The sequence below is a fragment of the Roseivivax isoporae LMG 25204 genome (assembly GCF_000521865.1).
In the GTDB taxonomy this organism is placed as follows: domain Bacteria; phylum Pseudomonadota; class Alphaproteobacteria; order Rhodobacterales; family Rhodobacteraceae; genus Roseivivax; species Roseivivax isoporae.
Map to the genome: position 1 here is coordinate 70,557 of NZ_JAME01000014.1, position 12,425 is coordinate 82,981.

General features: G+C 74.0%; 14 protein-coding genes. 5 read left to right on the forward strand and 9 right to left on the reverse strand.

The window, feature by feature from the left end; translation table 11 throughout:
• Positions 1–44: 44 nt before the first annotated feature.
• The gene (locus tag RISW2_RS10765; RefSeq protein ID WP_244437545.1) at positions 45–1,412 is read left to right on the forward strand and encodes a FliI/YscN family ATPase; all 1,368 of its coding nucleotides are present in this window, start codon (positions 45–47) and stop codon (positions 1,410–1,412) included.
• Here RISW2_RS10765 and RISW2_RS10770 read toward each other — a convergent pair.
• Positions 1,391–2,077: a D-lyxose/D-mannose family sugar isomerase gene (locus RISW2_RS10770; protein ID WP_043770426.1), complete on the reverse strand. Its 687-nt coding sequence runs from the start codon at positions 2,075–2,077 to the stop codon at positions 1,391–1,393. The genes RISW2_RS10765 and RISW2_RS10770 overlap by 22 nt on opposite strands.
• A 134-nt stretch (positions 2,078–2,211) precedes the next feature.
• Here RISW2_RS10770 and RISW2_RS10775 point away from each other — a divergent pair, with 134 nt between their 5' ends.
• The 4 genes from RISW2_RS10775 (at position 2,212) to RISW2_RS10790 (ending at position 6,557) form a co-directional block, all read left to right on the forward strand.
• On the forward strand, positions 2,212–2,982 hold the full coding sequence (locus RISW2_RS10775; RefSeq protein WP_051491938.1) for an endonuclease/exonuclease/phosphatase family protein: 771 nt from the start codon (positions 2,212–2,214) through the stop codon (positions 2,980–2,982).
• Between the two features lie 82 nt (positions 2,983–3,064).
• Positions 3,065–3,820, forward strand: coding sequence for a CDP-alcohol phosphatidyltransferase family protein (locus RISW2_RS10780; RefSeq protein WP_051491939.1), 756 nt, complete (start codon positions 3,065–3,067; stop codon positions 3,818–3,820).
• Positions 3,817–5,508: an alkaline phosphatase family protein gene (locus RISW2_RS10785; RefSeq protein WP_051491940.1), complete on the forward strand. Its 1,692-nt coding sequence runs from the start codon at positions 3,817–3,819 to the stop codon at positions 5,506–5,508. Before RISW2_RS10780 ends, RISW2_RS10785 begins: the two co-directional genes overlap by 4 nt.
• Complete coding sequence (locus RISW2_RS10790; protein WP_211238692.1) at positions 5,505–6,557, forward strand: glycosyltransferase family 4 protein; 1,053 nt, start codon at positions 5,505–5,507, stop codon at positions 6,555–6,557. The genes RISW2_RS10785 and RISW2_RS10790 overlap by 4 nt, the downstream gene beginning before the upstream one ends.
• Positions 6,558–6,561: 4 nt before the next feature.
• On the opposite strand, the gene RISW2_RS10795 is transcribed toward RISW2_RS10790, so the two are convergent.
• From RISW2_RS10795 to RISW2_RS10830, 8 genes are all read right to left on the reverse strand, one after another.
• Positions 6,562–7,407, reverse strand: coding sequence for a RibD family protein (locus tag RISW2_RS10795; RefSeq protein ID WP_043770431.1), 846 nt, complete (start codon positions 7,405–7,407; stop codon positions 6,562–6,564).
• Positions 7,408–7,428: 21 nt separating this feature from the next.
• A complete protein-coding gene (locus RISW2_RS10800) occupies positions 7,429–8,202 on the reverse strand; it encodes a class I SAM-dependent methyltransferase (protein WP_043770435.1) in 774 nt (257 codons plus the stop codon).
• Between the two features lie 3 nt (positions 8,203–8,205).
• Positions 8,206–8,601 carry a 6-pyruvoyl trahydropterin synthase family protein gene (locus RISW2_RS10805; RefSeq protein ID WP_043770438.1) on the reverse strand — a complete coding sequence of 132 codons (396 nt, stop codon included), beginning with the start codon at positions 8,599–8,601 and terminating at the stop codon, positions 8,206–8,208.
• A 14-nt stretch (positions 8,602–8,615) separates the two neighbouring features.
• Positions 8,616–9,566, reverse strand: a complete 951-nt coding sequence (locus RISW2_RS10810) for a zinc-dependent alcohol dehydrogenase (RefSeq protein ID WP_043770572.1) — start codon at positions 9,564–9,566, stop codon at positions 8,616–8,618.
• Between the two features lie 182 nt (positions 9,567–9,748).
• Positions 9,749–10,543 (reverse strand): inositol monophosphatase family protein, encoded by a 795-nt coding sequence (locus RISW2_RS10815; protein ID WP_043770441.1) that lies wholly within the window; start codon positions 10,541–10,543, stop codon positions 9,749–9,751.
• Entirely contained in the window at positions 10,540–11,091 is a 552-nt protein-coding gene (locus tag RISW2_RS10820) for a biotin transporter BioY (protein ID WP_043770444.1), read from the reverse strand. Before RISW2_RS10820 ends, RISW2_RS10815 begins: the two co-directional genes overlap by 4 nt.
• 1 nt (position 11,092) lies before the next feature.
• Complete coding sequence (locus tag RISW2_RS10825) at positions 11,093–11,716, reverse strand: energy-coupling factor transporter transmembrane component T family protein (protein ID WP_043770449.1); 624 nt, start codon at positions 11,714–11,716, stop codon at positions 11,093–11,095.
• Between the two features lie 15 nt (positions 11,717–11,731).
• Complete coding sequence (locus RISW2_RS10830) at positions 11,732–12,418, reverse strand: energy-coupling factor ABC transporter ATP-binding protein (RefSeq protein WP_043770453.1); 687 nt, start codon at positions 12,416–12,418, stop codon at positions 11,732–11,734.
• Positions 12,419–12,425: the final 7 nt, after the last annotated feature.

Below are 12,425 nucleotides of genomic sequence, written 5' to 3' on the forward strand. Positions count from 1 at the left end.
CATCTATTATCATGAATAAGTGGAGGCACCAAGGGAAACTATCCTTGCAAACCATCTTTTCGACCATGCGCGCCGCGGTGGAGGCGGTGCCGAACGCGCGGCGCGTCGGCCGGGTCTCGGCGGTGATCGGGCTGAGGCTCACGGTGACCGGGCTCGACCGCGCGCTCGGCATCGGCACGCGCTGCACGGTGCACGGCGAGGCCGGGCCGGTGCCGGGCGAGGTGGTGGGCGTCGACGCGGCCGGCGCGCATATCCTGCCCTTCGGGACCTGGGACGGCGTCGGGCCGGGCACGCCGGTCGAGATCGGCGGCGCCGAGGAGGGATTGCGTGCGGGCCCCGACTGGATCGGGCGCGTGATCGACGCGCTCGGCCGCCCGGTGGACGGGCGCGGGCCGCTTCCGCCCGCGGGACGCGCCCGCCCGGTGCGGGCGGCGCCGCCTTCGGCCTTTGCCCGCCGCCCGGTGGGCGCCCGGCTCGAGACCGGCGTCAGGACGCTCGACGTCTTCGCGCCGCTCTGCCACGGGCAGCGCATGGGCATCTTCGCGGGCTCGGGCGTCGGCAAGTCGACCCTGATGTCGATGCTCGCCCGTCGGGCCGAGACCGACGCGATCGTGGTGGGGCTCGTGGGCGAACGCGGGCGGGAGGTGCAGGACTTCATCCGCACGGCCCTCGGCGAGGAGGGGCTCGCGCGGTCCATCCTCGTCGTCGCCACGGGGGACGAGGCGCCGCTCCTGCGCCGGCAGGCCGCGTGGACCGCGACCGCGGTGGCAGAGGCCCTGCGCGATGCCGGCATGCGGGTCCTGCTGATGATCGACAGCGTGACGCGGTTCGCGCAGGCGCAGCGCGAGATCGGCCTGTCGCTGGGCGAGCCGCCGGCCGCGCGGGGCTTTCCGCCCAGCGTCTTTTCCGAGCTGCCGCAGCTTCTGGAACGGGCGGGACCGGGCAGCGCGGGGCAGGGCGACATCACGGCGCTCTACACCGTGCTCGTCGACGGCGACGACATGAACGACCCGGTCGCCGACGCGGTGCGCGGCACGCTCGACGGCCATCTCGTGCTGTCGCGTCGCATCGCCGAGCGCGGCAGGTATCCCGCCGTCGACCTCGAACGCAGCCTGTCGCGGATGCTTCCCGACTGCCACAGCGACACCGAGAACGCGATCCTCGGCGCCGCCCGTGCCGCCATCGCCCGCTATACCGACATGGAGGAACTGATCCGCCTCGGTGCCTATCGTCGCGGCACCGATGCCGAGGTCGACCGCGCCATCCTCTTTGCCGAGGCGGCGGAGAAGTTCCTGGCCCAGGGCCGCGGCGAGGCGACGCCCGCGGCCGATGCCTTCGCGGGCCTCGCGAGGCTTCTCGACGACGCGGGCTGGCCGCGGGGTCTGAGCGCTCAGCCGAGCCAGCCTGCGTAGTCGCTGACGAGCAGGTGCCGCGGCTCGGTGTCCTCCTCGATCGAGGCGAAGCGCCCGATCGGATCGCGGAACACGTTGTCGGTCTCGTCGTCGTTGACGGTCGACACCTCGCCCACCAGCACGTCGCCGCCCTCGCCCCAGAACGCGTGCCAGTCGCCCGGCATCAGGGTCACGCTTTCGCCGGGCGCAAGGCGCAGCTTCTCGCCCGCGGCGTAGGGCCGCGCGATGCCGTCGCAGAGCACGGTGCCGCCGCGATCCTCCGCGAAGCGGCCGGCATCGTCCGAGCCATAGAGTTCCACCACCAGCGTCGCGCCGCCGCGGTTGATGATATCCTCGGCCTTGATGACGTGGGTGTGCAGCGGCGACAGCTGGTCCTGCCGGGTGATCAGCAGCTTCTCGGCGTAGCACATGCCCCGCCCGCGCGAGAGGTCGTCCTGCCGCCCGTTGCGCAGGGTGAACAGGAAAAGGCCCATCTCGTCGAAGCGGCCGGCGCCGTAATCGGTGATGTCCCAGCCGCAGCGCGCATCGATCACGTGCCGGGCCTCGGCGGCGCGCGCGCGGAACGTCTCGGGGCTCCAGTAGGCGAAGGGCGGCAGGGTGAAGCCGTGGGCGCGGATCATCTCGTCCGCCGCGCCGAGGATGTCGTTGATCGCGGAACGCTTCATGCGGGTCTCCTGTGGGGCGGGATCGGGGCGACCCTGCCCCGGCGGGCGGGTCGGCCGCAAGCCCCCCCGGCTTGCTTCGCGCGGCCCGCGCCGCATCTCTACCGCAAGGCGGACCGGACGGAGGACTGCGTCTCTTGCGGCACGGAGCGAACGGGGACGATCGGCACGGGCTGTCGGTGGGCGTCTGGAACGTGCATCGCGGGCGCTGGAACGACGGGTGCCAGAACCCCGCAGGGACGGTCGACGTCTTCCTGCGCGAGGTCTGGCCGCGGGGGCTCGACCTCATGGTGTTCGTCGAGGCCGACGAGGAGGCGCGGCCGCAGCGCGGCGTCCTCGACCTGCGCGCCATCGCGCACGCGACGGGCCTCGTGCACGCGCAGGCCGATCCGGCCCTGCGCTGGGGGCCGCAGAGCCACGGGTTCCACGGCGTCGTGGTGCTGGCGCGGCCCGACATCGTCCTCGAGGGTGGCGCGCTCATGGACCTGCCGGGGCAGTGCCACCGGGGGGCCGTGGCGCTCGATTGCCGGCGGGACGGGAATCCCTTCCGGCTGATCGCCACGCACCTGTCGCTGGCGCAGCCGCTGCGCATCGCGCAGATGCGCACGCTCGGCCAGTTCCTGTCGCGGTCGGCGACGCGGCCGACCGTCCTCTGCGGGGACCTCAACGAATGGCGTCCCTGGGGCGGCCTCGCCTTCGCGCCGCGGGTGACGATCCGGCGGTTCGCGGGGCCTGCACGGCGCAGCTTTCCGGCGGGGCGGCCGCTCCTGCCGCTCGACCGCGTGCTCGGCGCCGACGGGGCACGGGTGACGGCATTCGAGGTGCTGGACGGCCCCGGCCTGCGCGCCGCGTCGGATCACCGCCCGGTGCGCGCAGAGGTCGTCCTCGACCCCGCGCCGGGCGGCTGAACGACCCGCGCGGGCCGCGTCCTCACGATCCTGTTGGCGGGCGCGGCCTTGACCGCTTGGCGGACCTCCTACCTGTGGACGCATGACAGATTTGCGACAGGACCCCCCGCCCCCGATCCGCGCCGCGCGCGCGCGCGTCCTGTTCGGGGCGTGCGAGGCGCAGCGCGACTTCGCCCTCTGCGCGCTCGGCGGGGCCGTGCTGATCGCGCTCCTGGCCAAGGCGCTCGCTCCGGGGATCGAGGCGCTCGCGGTCCTCGCGCTCTACGCGGTGGCGGCGACGGCGATCGTCACGCGGCTGCCCCACGACCTGCCCTATCCGGCGCTCGGCTGGTGCAACGTGGTCACGGCATTCCGCGGCGTTCTCGTCGCCTTCCTGGCCGTGCCGCTGCTGACGGGCACGGGCACGCCGTGGCTCGTCCCGGCGGTGGCGCTCCTCGCGCTCTCGCTCGACGGGGTCGACGGGTGGCTCGCGCGGACGCGCGGCATGACCTCCCGCTTCGGCGCGCGGTTCGACCTCGAGGTCGACGCGGCGCTCGCCTGCATCCTCGCCCTGCACGCGGCGCACGGCGTCTCTGCGGCGCTGGTGCCGGCCATGCTGGTGCTGGGCTTCCTGCGCTACGTGTTCGTCGCGGCGGCGCTGCTCCTGCCGTGGCTCGGCCGAGACCTGCCCGACCGGTTCTCGCGCAAGGCGGCCTGCGTCGTGCAGCTCTCGGCGCTGATCGTGCTGCAGGTGCCGGTCCTGCCACATGTGGCGATCGGGCCGGTGGCGCTCGGGGCGGCGGCGATCCTGTCGGCCTCGTTCGGCCGCGACGTGTTGTGGCTCTGGCAGCGGAGATGACTGGCAGGACAATCGCCCGGAGGGGCATCGCGCTGGCGCTCGCCGCGCTTGTTCTCGACCTCCTCCTGATCCTGCCGAACCACCCCGGCGCCATGACGCCCGGGGCACTGCGGCTCATTCCGCTGGAACTGCCCGCGATCCTTCTCGGGTTCCTGGCGCTCGGCCCCGGCCGCGCGGGCCGGATCCTGCGGGTCCTCGTGGTCGGGGCGCTCGTGGTGCTCGTCACGCTCAAGGTCGCGGACCTCGTGACGCAGGTGGCGTTGTCGCGGTCCTTCAACCCGGTCGCGGACTGGCCGCTGATCCCGGCGGGCCTGAACGTTCTGGCGGGGAGCCTCGGGACGCTCGCCGCCGTGGGCGCGGCGGTGGCGGGGATCGCCGCGGTCGTGGCGCTGACGGGGCTCGCCACCTGGACCACGGGGGTCTGGATGCGCAGCGGGGCCGCGCGGCCTGTGCGGCCGGTCCTCGGCGCCGCGGCCCTCGCCGCGGCGGGCGTTGCGGTCGGCGAGGTTGGCGAGGCGCGCGGCCTCTGGCGCCTGCCGGCCGAGCCTCCGGGCGCGGCCTTCACCGCACGCACGGGCGTCGAGAAGGTGGCGCTCGGGCGCCGCACGGTCGCGGCGATGCGCGACTTCGCGGTGCAGGCGCGCGACGACGCCGTGGCCGGGCGCGAGGGGCTTCTCGACGCGATCGACACCGATCTTCTCGTGATTTTCGTGGAAAGCTACGGCCGCGCGAGCCTCGACGGCGCCACCTATGCGCCGACGCACCGCGCGACGCTCGGCCGCGCCGAAGAGGCGCTCGATGCCGCGGGCCTTGCCTCGCGGTCGGGCCTTCTCGTCGCGCCGACGAGCGGCGGGCAGAGCTGGCTGTCGCACACGACCCTCGCGACCGGGCTCTGGGTGCCGGACCAGATGCGCCACGTGGCGGCGCTGCGGACCGGGCGGCGGACGCTCTGGCAGATCGCGGGCGGCGCCGGGTTCCGCAGTCTCGCGGTCATGCCCGGCATCACCATGCCCTGGCCCGAGGCCCGCGCGCTCGGCTTCGAGGAGACACGGGTCGCGGCATCGCTCGGATACCGCGGAGAGCCGTTCGACTGGGTCACCATGCCCGACCAATACACGCTGCGGCAGCTCGAGCACATCCTCGACGGCGCGGACCGCGCGCCCGTGGCGGCGCAGGTCGCGCTCATCTCCTCGCACGCTCCCTGGACGCCCATCGCGGAACCCGTGGACTGGCAGGCCGTGGGGGACGGCAGCATCTTCGACGGCAGCCGCCGCGCCGGTGACGCGCCGGCTGTGGTCTGGCGCGACCGCGACCGCGTGCGCGAGCAGTACCGCCTCGCGCTCGACTACGCGCTCTCGACGGTGTTCGAGTTCGCCGCGCGGCGCGGCGAGGCGGCGCGGCCGCCGCTGATCCTGATCCTCGGGGACCACCAGGCCGCGGGCTGGATCGCCGAGGATACCCGCCCGCACGTGCCCGCGCACCTGATCGGGTCGCCCGATCTCGTGGCCCGGGCCTCGGACTGGGGCTGGGAGGCCGGTCTTCTGCCCGGCCCCGCGGTGGACCCGCTGCCCATGGACCGCATGCGCGACCTGATCCTGCGCACCTTCAGCTCGCCAGACCGGCTTGCGGATGCCCGCGCGGCGGGTGCAGATGCGGCGGCAGCACCGCGAAAGGGACCGACCGAGTGAGCGCCACCGTGACCTTCGCCCTGCCGGGATCGCTCGACGCGCTGACCGGGGGCACGATCTACGACCGCCGGCTCTGCGAGGCGCTGACCGAGGCGGGCCGCGACGTGCGGCCGCTCCTGCTCGACTCGGGCTTTCCGGCCCCGGGCGCAGCCGGCATGGACGACGCGCTCGACCGGCTTGCGGCGGTGCCAGCGGACCACGTCCTGGTGGTCGACGGGCTTGCCTTCGGGGCGCTCGACACCGGGGGGCTCGGGCGGATCCGCGCGCCCGTGGTGGCGATGGTGCACCATCCGCTCGCCCTCGAGAGCGGGCTGCCGGACGCCGAGGCAGACCGTCTCTTCCGCAGCGAACGCGACAACCTCGCCCACGCGCGCCACGTCCTCGTCCCGAGCCCCCACACCGCGTCGATCCTTGGCGAGCGCTACGGTGTCGATCCGGGTCGCGTCACCGTCGCGCGGCCGGGCACCGACCGTCCCGCGCTGCGGCCCGATCCGGCCGAAAAGGCCGCACCGCCGCTGATCCTCGCCGTCGGCATGCTGCATCCGCGGAAGGGACACGACGTGCTCATCGACGCGCTGGCAGGAATAGCCGGCCTCGACTGGCAGGCGGTGATCGCCGGCGGCGAGCGCGCCGACGGCGAACGCGCGCGGCTCGTGGCGCGGGCGGAGGGACATGGCATCGCCGACCGTGTCCGCCTGCCGGGATCGGTGCCGCGCGACGCGCTTCTCGACCTCTACCGCCGGGCCACGGTCTTTGCGCTCGCCACGCGGTACGAGGGGTACGGGATCGTGTTCGACGAGGCGCTGCTGAACGGGCTGCCGATCGTCAGCTGCCGCGCCGGGGCCGTCCCGGATACCGTTCCGGCCGATGCCGGACGCGTCGTGCCGGTCGACGACGCGGACGCCTTCGCCGGCGCCCTGCGCGCGCTCCTGTCCGACGCGGATCACCGGGACAGGCTGGCGCGGGCCGCCGCCGCGGCGGGAGCCCGGCTGCCCGGCTGGGGCGACACCGCGCGGGTCGCGGCGCAGGTCTTCGACAGCCTCGTCTGAGCCGTCAGTCCGGCGCGGCGCGGCGGGTCACGAGCTTCGGCCCGCCATGGATCGGCTGCGCGGCTTCGGACGCTGCAGGCGAGAGCGCGCAGTCGAAAAGGACATCGGTATCGAGGCCGAAGACCCGGGTCTCCGGCCGGATCGCGTCCGAGAGCCGCGCGACCGGCGATTGTGTGGTCAGGCCCTGCGGGCCACCCCCGATCAGCAGCGGCGCCACCGCGACCTGCAGCCGGGTCAGCAGGCCCGCCTCAAGGAAGCTCGCGATGGTGATGCCGCCGCCCTCGATCAGGATCGACGAGAGGCCCGCTTCGTGCAGCGCCGACAGGATGTCGTGCGGATCGAAGCGCCCGTCGGCCCGCACCGGCAGGCGGATCACCTCGACCCGCTCCGGGCGCGGGCGATCCACTGCCTGGATCACGATGCGCCGCGCGTCGTCGTCGGCGGTCAGGAGGCCCGCGTCGTCGGGCAGGCGCCCTTGCGGATCGACCACGATGCGCGCGGGATTGCACCCGCTGCAGAGCCGCACGGTCAGCCGCGGCGCGTCGTGCAGCGCCGTGCGCACGCCGATCACCACGCCGTCGACCAGCGCGCGCATGCGGTGCAGGTGCGCGAGCCCGCCGGCGCCCGACACGTCGCGCGCGTCGCCGGTGACGGTGGCGATGCGCCCGTCGAGCGACTGGCCGATCTGGCCGATGGTCACCGGCCCGAGGTCGCGCCGCGCCATCGGCCCGTAGAGGTCGAGCGCGGCGCGTTCCGCCGGGCTCCAGCTGCCGCAGCAATGGCACGCCCGGGCAGAGCGCACGTTCAGGATGCGGTCCCAGACACGGGGAGTGACCTCTACGTTCTGCATGTGCGTGCTCCTCTTACCCTCTCACGTCGTCGCCGTCGGGGGCCGTGCGAACAGGTCGCGGTGACCGATCTCCGCGCGGCTGTCGGCGATGGCCTCCTGCCGCGCGGCATTCCACTCCGTCGCGTCGTCGCGCCCGGCCTCGCGCGCCGCGGTGGCGACGCCCTCGAGAAAGGCGCGCTGAAGCGCCGCCTCGTCCGGCCCGAGCCGCCAGGGACTCGGCGCCTCCGCCACAATATAACCTGCGCGGCGGAAAGGTCCTGCCGCGGCGTCCGCCGCACCGGGGCCGAGCGCGGGACCGAACCCCTTGTCGCCCGTCATGTGCGCGTTGAAGGCCGCGACCACCGCGTCGTCGCCCGGCCGCGGCGCCGTCCACCGCATGACGCCATCATAGGTCAGGGCCGCGTAGAAGGGCACGCCGCGGGCGGACAGGACGCGCGCCAGCCGCTCGAGCCAGTCCTCGGACACGAGGTCGAGAAGCGCCGAGGCGGTGACCAGCGACACGCCGTCGAGCGGCAGCGCCTCGACATCGTTCAGGTCGTGCCGGATGCACTCGACACGGTCGCCGCCCTCGGCCGCCGCCACGTCGAGCAGCGCCGGATCGCTGTCGAGAAGCCGCCAGCGCGCGTCCGGCAGGAGACCGTCGAAGGACCGCCGCGTCGACCCGGTGCCGCTGCCGAGGTCGAGCACCACCGGCGCCGGGCCTGCCGCGGCCGCGGCTTCGGCAAGGAGACCCGCGTCGCGCGCGGCGCGGTCGGCGGGTTCACGCAGGGCGAGCCAGTCGGCGGCGAATGCCATCGCTCAGATCTCCGCCTCGTACCACGCGCGTGCGGTATGGCTCTCGTGCAGCTGGATGCGCAGGCGCTTGACCCGGCCGCTGTCCTTGAGGTCGCCCGCGCGGACCCGCTCGGCCATCACCTTGAAGATGTGCCCGCAGAGGAACTCGGTCGTGGTGAACTTGCCCGCGAATTCCGGCACCTCGTCGAGGTTCTTGTAGCGCAGCGGCCCGAGCGCGTCGGTCAGCACCTCGGTCGCAAGGCCGATGTCGACCACCAGCCCGTGCTCGTCGATGTCGTCGGTGAAGAAGGCCGCATCGACGATGAAGGTCGCGCCGTGCATCCCTTGCGCCGGGCCGAAGAGCTCGGAGGGGAAGGAGTGGGCGATCATGATGTGGTCACGGACTTCGACGGCAAACATGGGTCTTCCTGTGTTCAGTTCGGGTAACGGATGCGGTGGCAGAGCGTCTGCGGGTCGTCGAGGATCGCCGCGTAGCGCCCGGGCAGGTCGGCAAAGCCGGTCTCGCCGGAGATCAGGACGTCAAGCGCCGGATCGGCAAGAAGTTCCAGCGCCTTCGTCAGCCGCCGGCGATAGGTCCAGCGCGGCGCGCGCAGTGGCGGCAGCGCGCCCACCTGCGAGCTGACGAGCCTCAGGCGCAGGCTGTGGAACGCGCCGCCGAGCGGCACCTCGGTGGTGCCCGCGCCATGCCAGCTCGCCTCGACCACGGTGGCCTGCGGTCCGGCGGCGGCGAGGGCAGAGGCGAGGCCCCGCGCGCTCGCGCTCGCGTGGATGACGACGTCGCAGTCGCCGGGCGCGTCGCCCGGTCCCGCGAAGCCGCAGCCGAGCGCCGCGGCCAGCGATCCCCGCTCGGGCAGCGTGTCGACCAGCGTGACCTCGGCCCCGGGCAGGCGCGCGGCGAGGTAGCCGACCAGCGCCCCGACGGTTCCCGCGCCCACGATGGCGACCCGGTCGCCCGCGCCCGCGCCCGAATCCCAGAGCACGTTGAGCGCGGTCTCCATGTTGGCGGCGAGCACCGCGCGTTCGGGCGGAACGTCCTCGGGCAGGGGGATCAGCGCATCCTCGGGCAGGCGCATGTGCGCCTGGTGCGGGGCCAGCGCGAAGACGTTCCTGCCCGCATGCGCGCCCTCGGTCGCGCGCGCAACGGCGGCGTAGCCGTATTTCACCGGGAAGGGAAAGTCGCCCTCCTGGAACGGCGCACGCATGCGCGCGGCGTCGGATTCGGGGACGCGGCCCTCGAAGACGAGCCGTTCCGTCCCCCGGCTGATTCCGGAAAAGAGCGTGTCGAGCGCGACCCCGTCCCCCTCCGCCCCGGGGCGAAGTTCGACCGTCCGCGGCCCGATGCACCAGAGCGCGTCCGTGGTCATGCGGCCGGGCGGTGCCACGCGCGGCTGCGGGTCGTCGGGCGCGATCCTGCGGCGCCCGCTTGGGTCGAGGTGTCGGCCGGCGGCATTCGGCGAGATCCGCGAAGTTTCTCAGACATTTCCCGCATCTAGTCCGGTGGCCGTGCGGACAAGCCCGAGACCGCAAAAATGCGCGTGATCGCGCCCTACCCGTCGCGGAGCAGCGCGGCGAAGGCGTCGAACACGCCCGGGGCGGCGGCCAGCACCGTGCCGCGGTCCTCGGGCCGTTCGGCGGGATCGAGCGCGGCCACGCGCACGCCGGCGGCGCGCATGATGACGAGGCCGCCCGCGATGTCCCAGGGCCGGAGCCGGCGCTCCCAGAACCCGTCGTAGCGGCCCGCCGCGACCCAGGCGAGGTCGAGTGCCGCGGCGCCCATGCGCCGCACGCCCGCGCATTGCGGCACGAGCCGCGCGATGTCGCGCGCGTGCGCGTCGATGTGCGGCATGTCGCCGAAGGGGATGCCGGTCGCGAAGAGCGCGGGCGTCAGGGTCGCGGTCGCGGCAGGGGCGATGGAGGTGCCGTTCAGCGTGGCGGGTCCCTCCGCGCGGGCGGCGAAGGTCTCGCCCCGCAGCGGGTCGTGCACCACGCCGAGGACGAGCTTCCCGTCCTCCTCGAGCGCGACCGATACCGCCCAGTGCGGGATGCCGCGCAGGAAATTCGTCGTGCCGTCGAGCGGATCGACGATCCAGCGGCGCCGTGCCGGCGCGCCTTCGCCCGTTTCCTCGCCGAGCCATCCGTCGTCGGGGCGCGCGGCGGCAAAGCCTGCGCGCAGGTGCCGCTCGGCGTCCATGTCGGCCTCGGACACGAAGTCGCCGGCGCGCTTGTCCTGCGGGGTCAGGCGGTCGCGGGCGCGCCAGTGATCGTCCAGGATAGCCCCCGCGGCGCGCGCGAGCCGCAGCGCCAGCGAGAGGTCGGTTTCGGTCACCGCGCCGGCGCTCATCCCGCCGGCCGCGAGGGCACGCTGCCCGGCCGCGCGCGCGCCAGCGTCGCGGTCACGAGGCCCGCCAGCACGGCCTTCAGGATGTCGCCCGGGATGAACGGCGTCGAGAGCAGCGTCGCCTCGGGCAGCGACTTGCCGAGGATCGCCGCCATGCCGAGGATGCCGGGGATGTACAGGACGAGGATGCCGCCCAGCACCGCGCCCGCCGCGGCCGCGGGGAAGGTCGGCCAGCGCTTCAGCCGCTCGGTCACGAGACCCGCGACGAAGGCCGCCGGGATCCAGCCCACGAGGAAGCCCACGGTGGGGCCGAAGAACACGCCGAGCCCGCCGCGGCCGCCGGCAAGGAGCGGCAGGCCGAGCGCCACGAGCACGACGACGAGCGTTGCCGCCAGCGCGCCGCGCCAGGCGCCGAGGACGGTGCCCGCCAGCATCACGCCCAGCGACTGCGCCGAGATCGGCACGCCCGAGATCAGTGTCAGCGACGGCACGAGACCCAGGATGGCGATGAGCGCCGCGAAGAGCGCGATGAAGGTGACGTCCCGTTCCATGTCAGGTCTCCTGTTCGTTCTGCGGGCTTCCGAGGCCTCCGCGGGCGCGGATCGCCTCGGCCACGTGCTCGGCGTCGTCGAGGGCGGCGACCGCCATGGGCGTGACCAGCCGCCATGTCGGACGACGCGGGCTCCGGGCCGCCCATGCCTCGCGCAATGCGCGACCGCGTGCAAGCAGAACCGGCGTGAAGCGTATGACGAGCGCCATGGCGAAGACCGCGACCTGCGGGTCGAGCCCGAGCCGGCGCAGGGGCGCCAGCGCCCGCGTGAGGAACGCCATCAGGTCGTCGAGCCGCGTGGTCATGGTGACGAGCGTCGCCATGGCCACCGCCGCGACGATGCGCCCCGACAAGGCGAGCCCGCGGTCGAGCTCGCCCGTCGCGCCGTGCCAGACGAGCAGCACCGCGACGAAGATCCAGAGCGGCCGGATCGCGCGCAGGCCTGCGCGCGCCGCGACGGGCCCGAGCGCGGCGAAGCCCGCGGCGGCGAACCCGAGCGGCAGCAGCATGAGCACCGGGTCCTCCACGAAGAACACCGCGAGGCTGAAGACCGCGAGCGCGGCCAGCTTCGGGCCGGGCGGGATCCGGTGCGCCCAGGTTTCGACCGGCGAGGTCAGCGCCAGCATCGCGGCGTCCTCCGGTCAGGCCAGGCGTTCGGCATCGGGCGCCTCCATCTCGGCGAGGTAGGCCGGCAGCACGGCGGCGGGCGGACCGTCGGCCCGCACGGTGCCCGCGTCGATCCATACCACCCGGTCGTAGCCGTCGATCGCGGCCGGATCGTGGGTGATCTGGATCACAGTCTCCTCGAGCCCGGCCACGAGCGCCCGCAGCGCGCGCGTCGTCGGAATGTCGAGCCCGCTGAACGGCTCGTCAAAGAGGATGACCCGGGGCCGCATCGCCAGCACCGCCATCAGGCAGACGAGGTGCCGCTGGCCCTGGCTCAGCTCCGCCACGGGCCGCCCGGCCCAGTCGGCGCGGCCGAAGCGCACCAGCATCTCGGCCGCCCCGGCCGGATCGCGGCCGAGCTGCCGCAGGCCGAAGGCGAGTTCCTCCTCCACCGTCGGAAAGATGATCTGGTGATCCGGGTTCTGGAACAGGATGCCGACGCTGCGCAGCGCGGCGCGCCTGTCGCGCGCCATGTCCGCCCCGCCGATCGTCACCCGTCCCGCCTCGGGCACGATCAGCCCGGCGATCGCGCGGGCGAGCGTCGACTTTCCCGACCCGTTGCGGCCGACGATGCCGATGCGCCGTTCGGGCAGCGACAGCCGGAGCGAGTCCAGCACCCGCCGTCCGCCCAGGCTGACGGTGACGTCTTCCACCTCGATCAAGGGATCC

Coding starts and splice junctions, on each gene's coding strand:
- RISW2_RS10780 (WP_051491939.1), top strand. CDS start 3,065: ATGACAGATTTGCGACAGGACCCCCCGCCCCCGATCCGCGCCGCGCGC.
- RISW2_RS10820 (WP_043770444.1), bottom strand. CDS start 11,091: ATGGAACGGGACGTCACCTTCATCGCGCTCTTCGCGGCGCTCATCGCC.
- RISW2_RS10810 (WP_043770572.1), bottom strand. CDS start 9,566: ATGACCACGGACGCGCTCTGGTGCATCGGGCCGCGGACGGTCGAACTT.
- RISW2_RS10785 (WP_051491940.1), top strand. CDS start 3,817: ATGACTGGCAGGACAATCGCCCGGAGGGGCATCGCGCTGGCGCTCGCC.
- RISW2_RS10825 (WP_043770449.1), bottom strand. CDS start 11,716: ATGCTGGCGCTGACCTCGCCGGTCGAAACCTGGGCGCACCGGATCCCG.
- RISW2_RS10815 (WP_043770441.1), bottom strand. CDS start 10,543: ATGAGCGCCGGCGCGGTGACCGAAACCGACCTCTCGCTGGCGCTGCGG.
- RISW2_RS10770 (WP_043770426.1), bottom strand. CDS start 2,077: ATGAAGCGTTCCGCGATCAACGACATCCTCGGCGCGGCGGACGAGATG.
- RISW2_RS10805 (WP_043770438.1), bottom strand. CDS start 8,601: ATGTTTGCCGTCGAAGTCCGTGACCACATCATGATCGCCCACTCCTTC.
- RISW2_RS10795 (WP_043770431.1), bottom strand. CDS start 7,407: ATGCAGAACGTAGAGGTCACTCCCCGTGTCTGGGACCGCATCCTGAAC.
- RISW2_RS10800 (WP_043770435.1), bottom strand. CDS start 8,202: ATGGCATTCGCCGCCGACTGGCTCGCCCTGCGTGAACCCGCCGACCGC.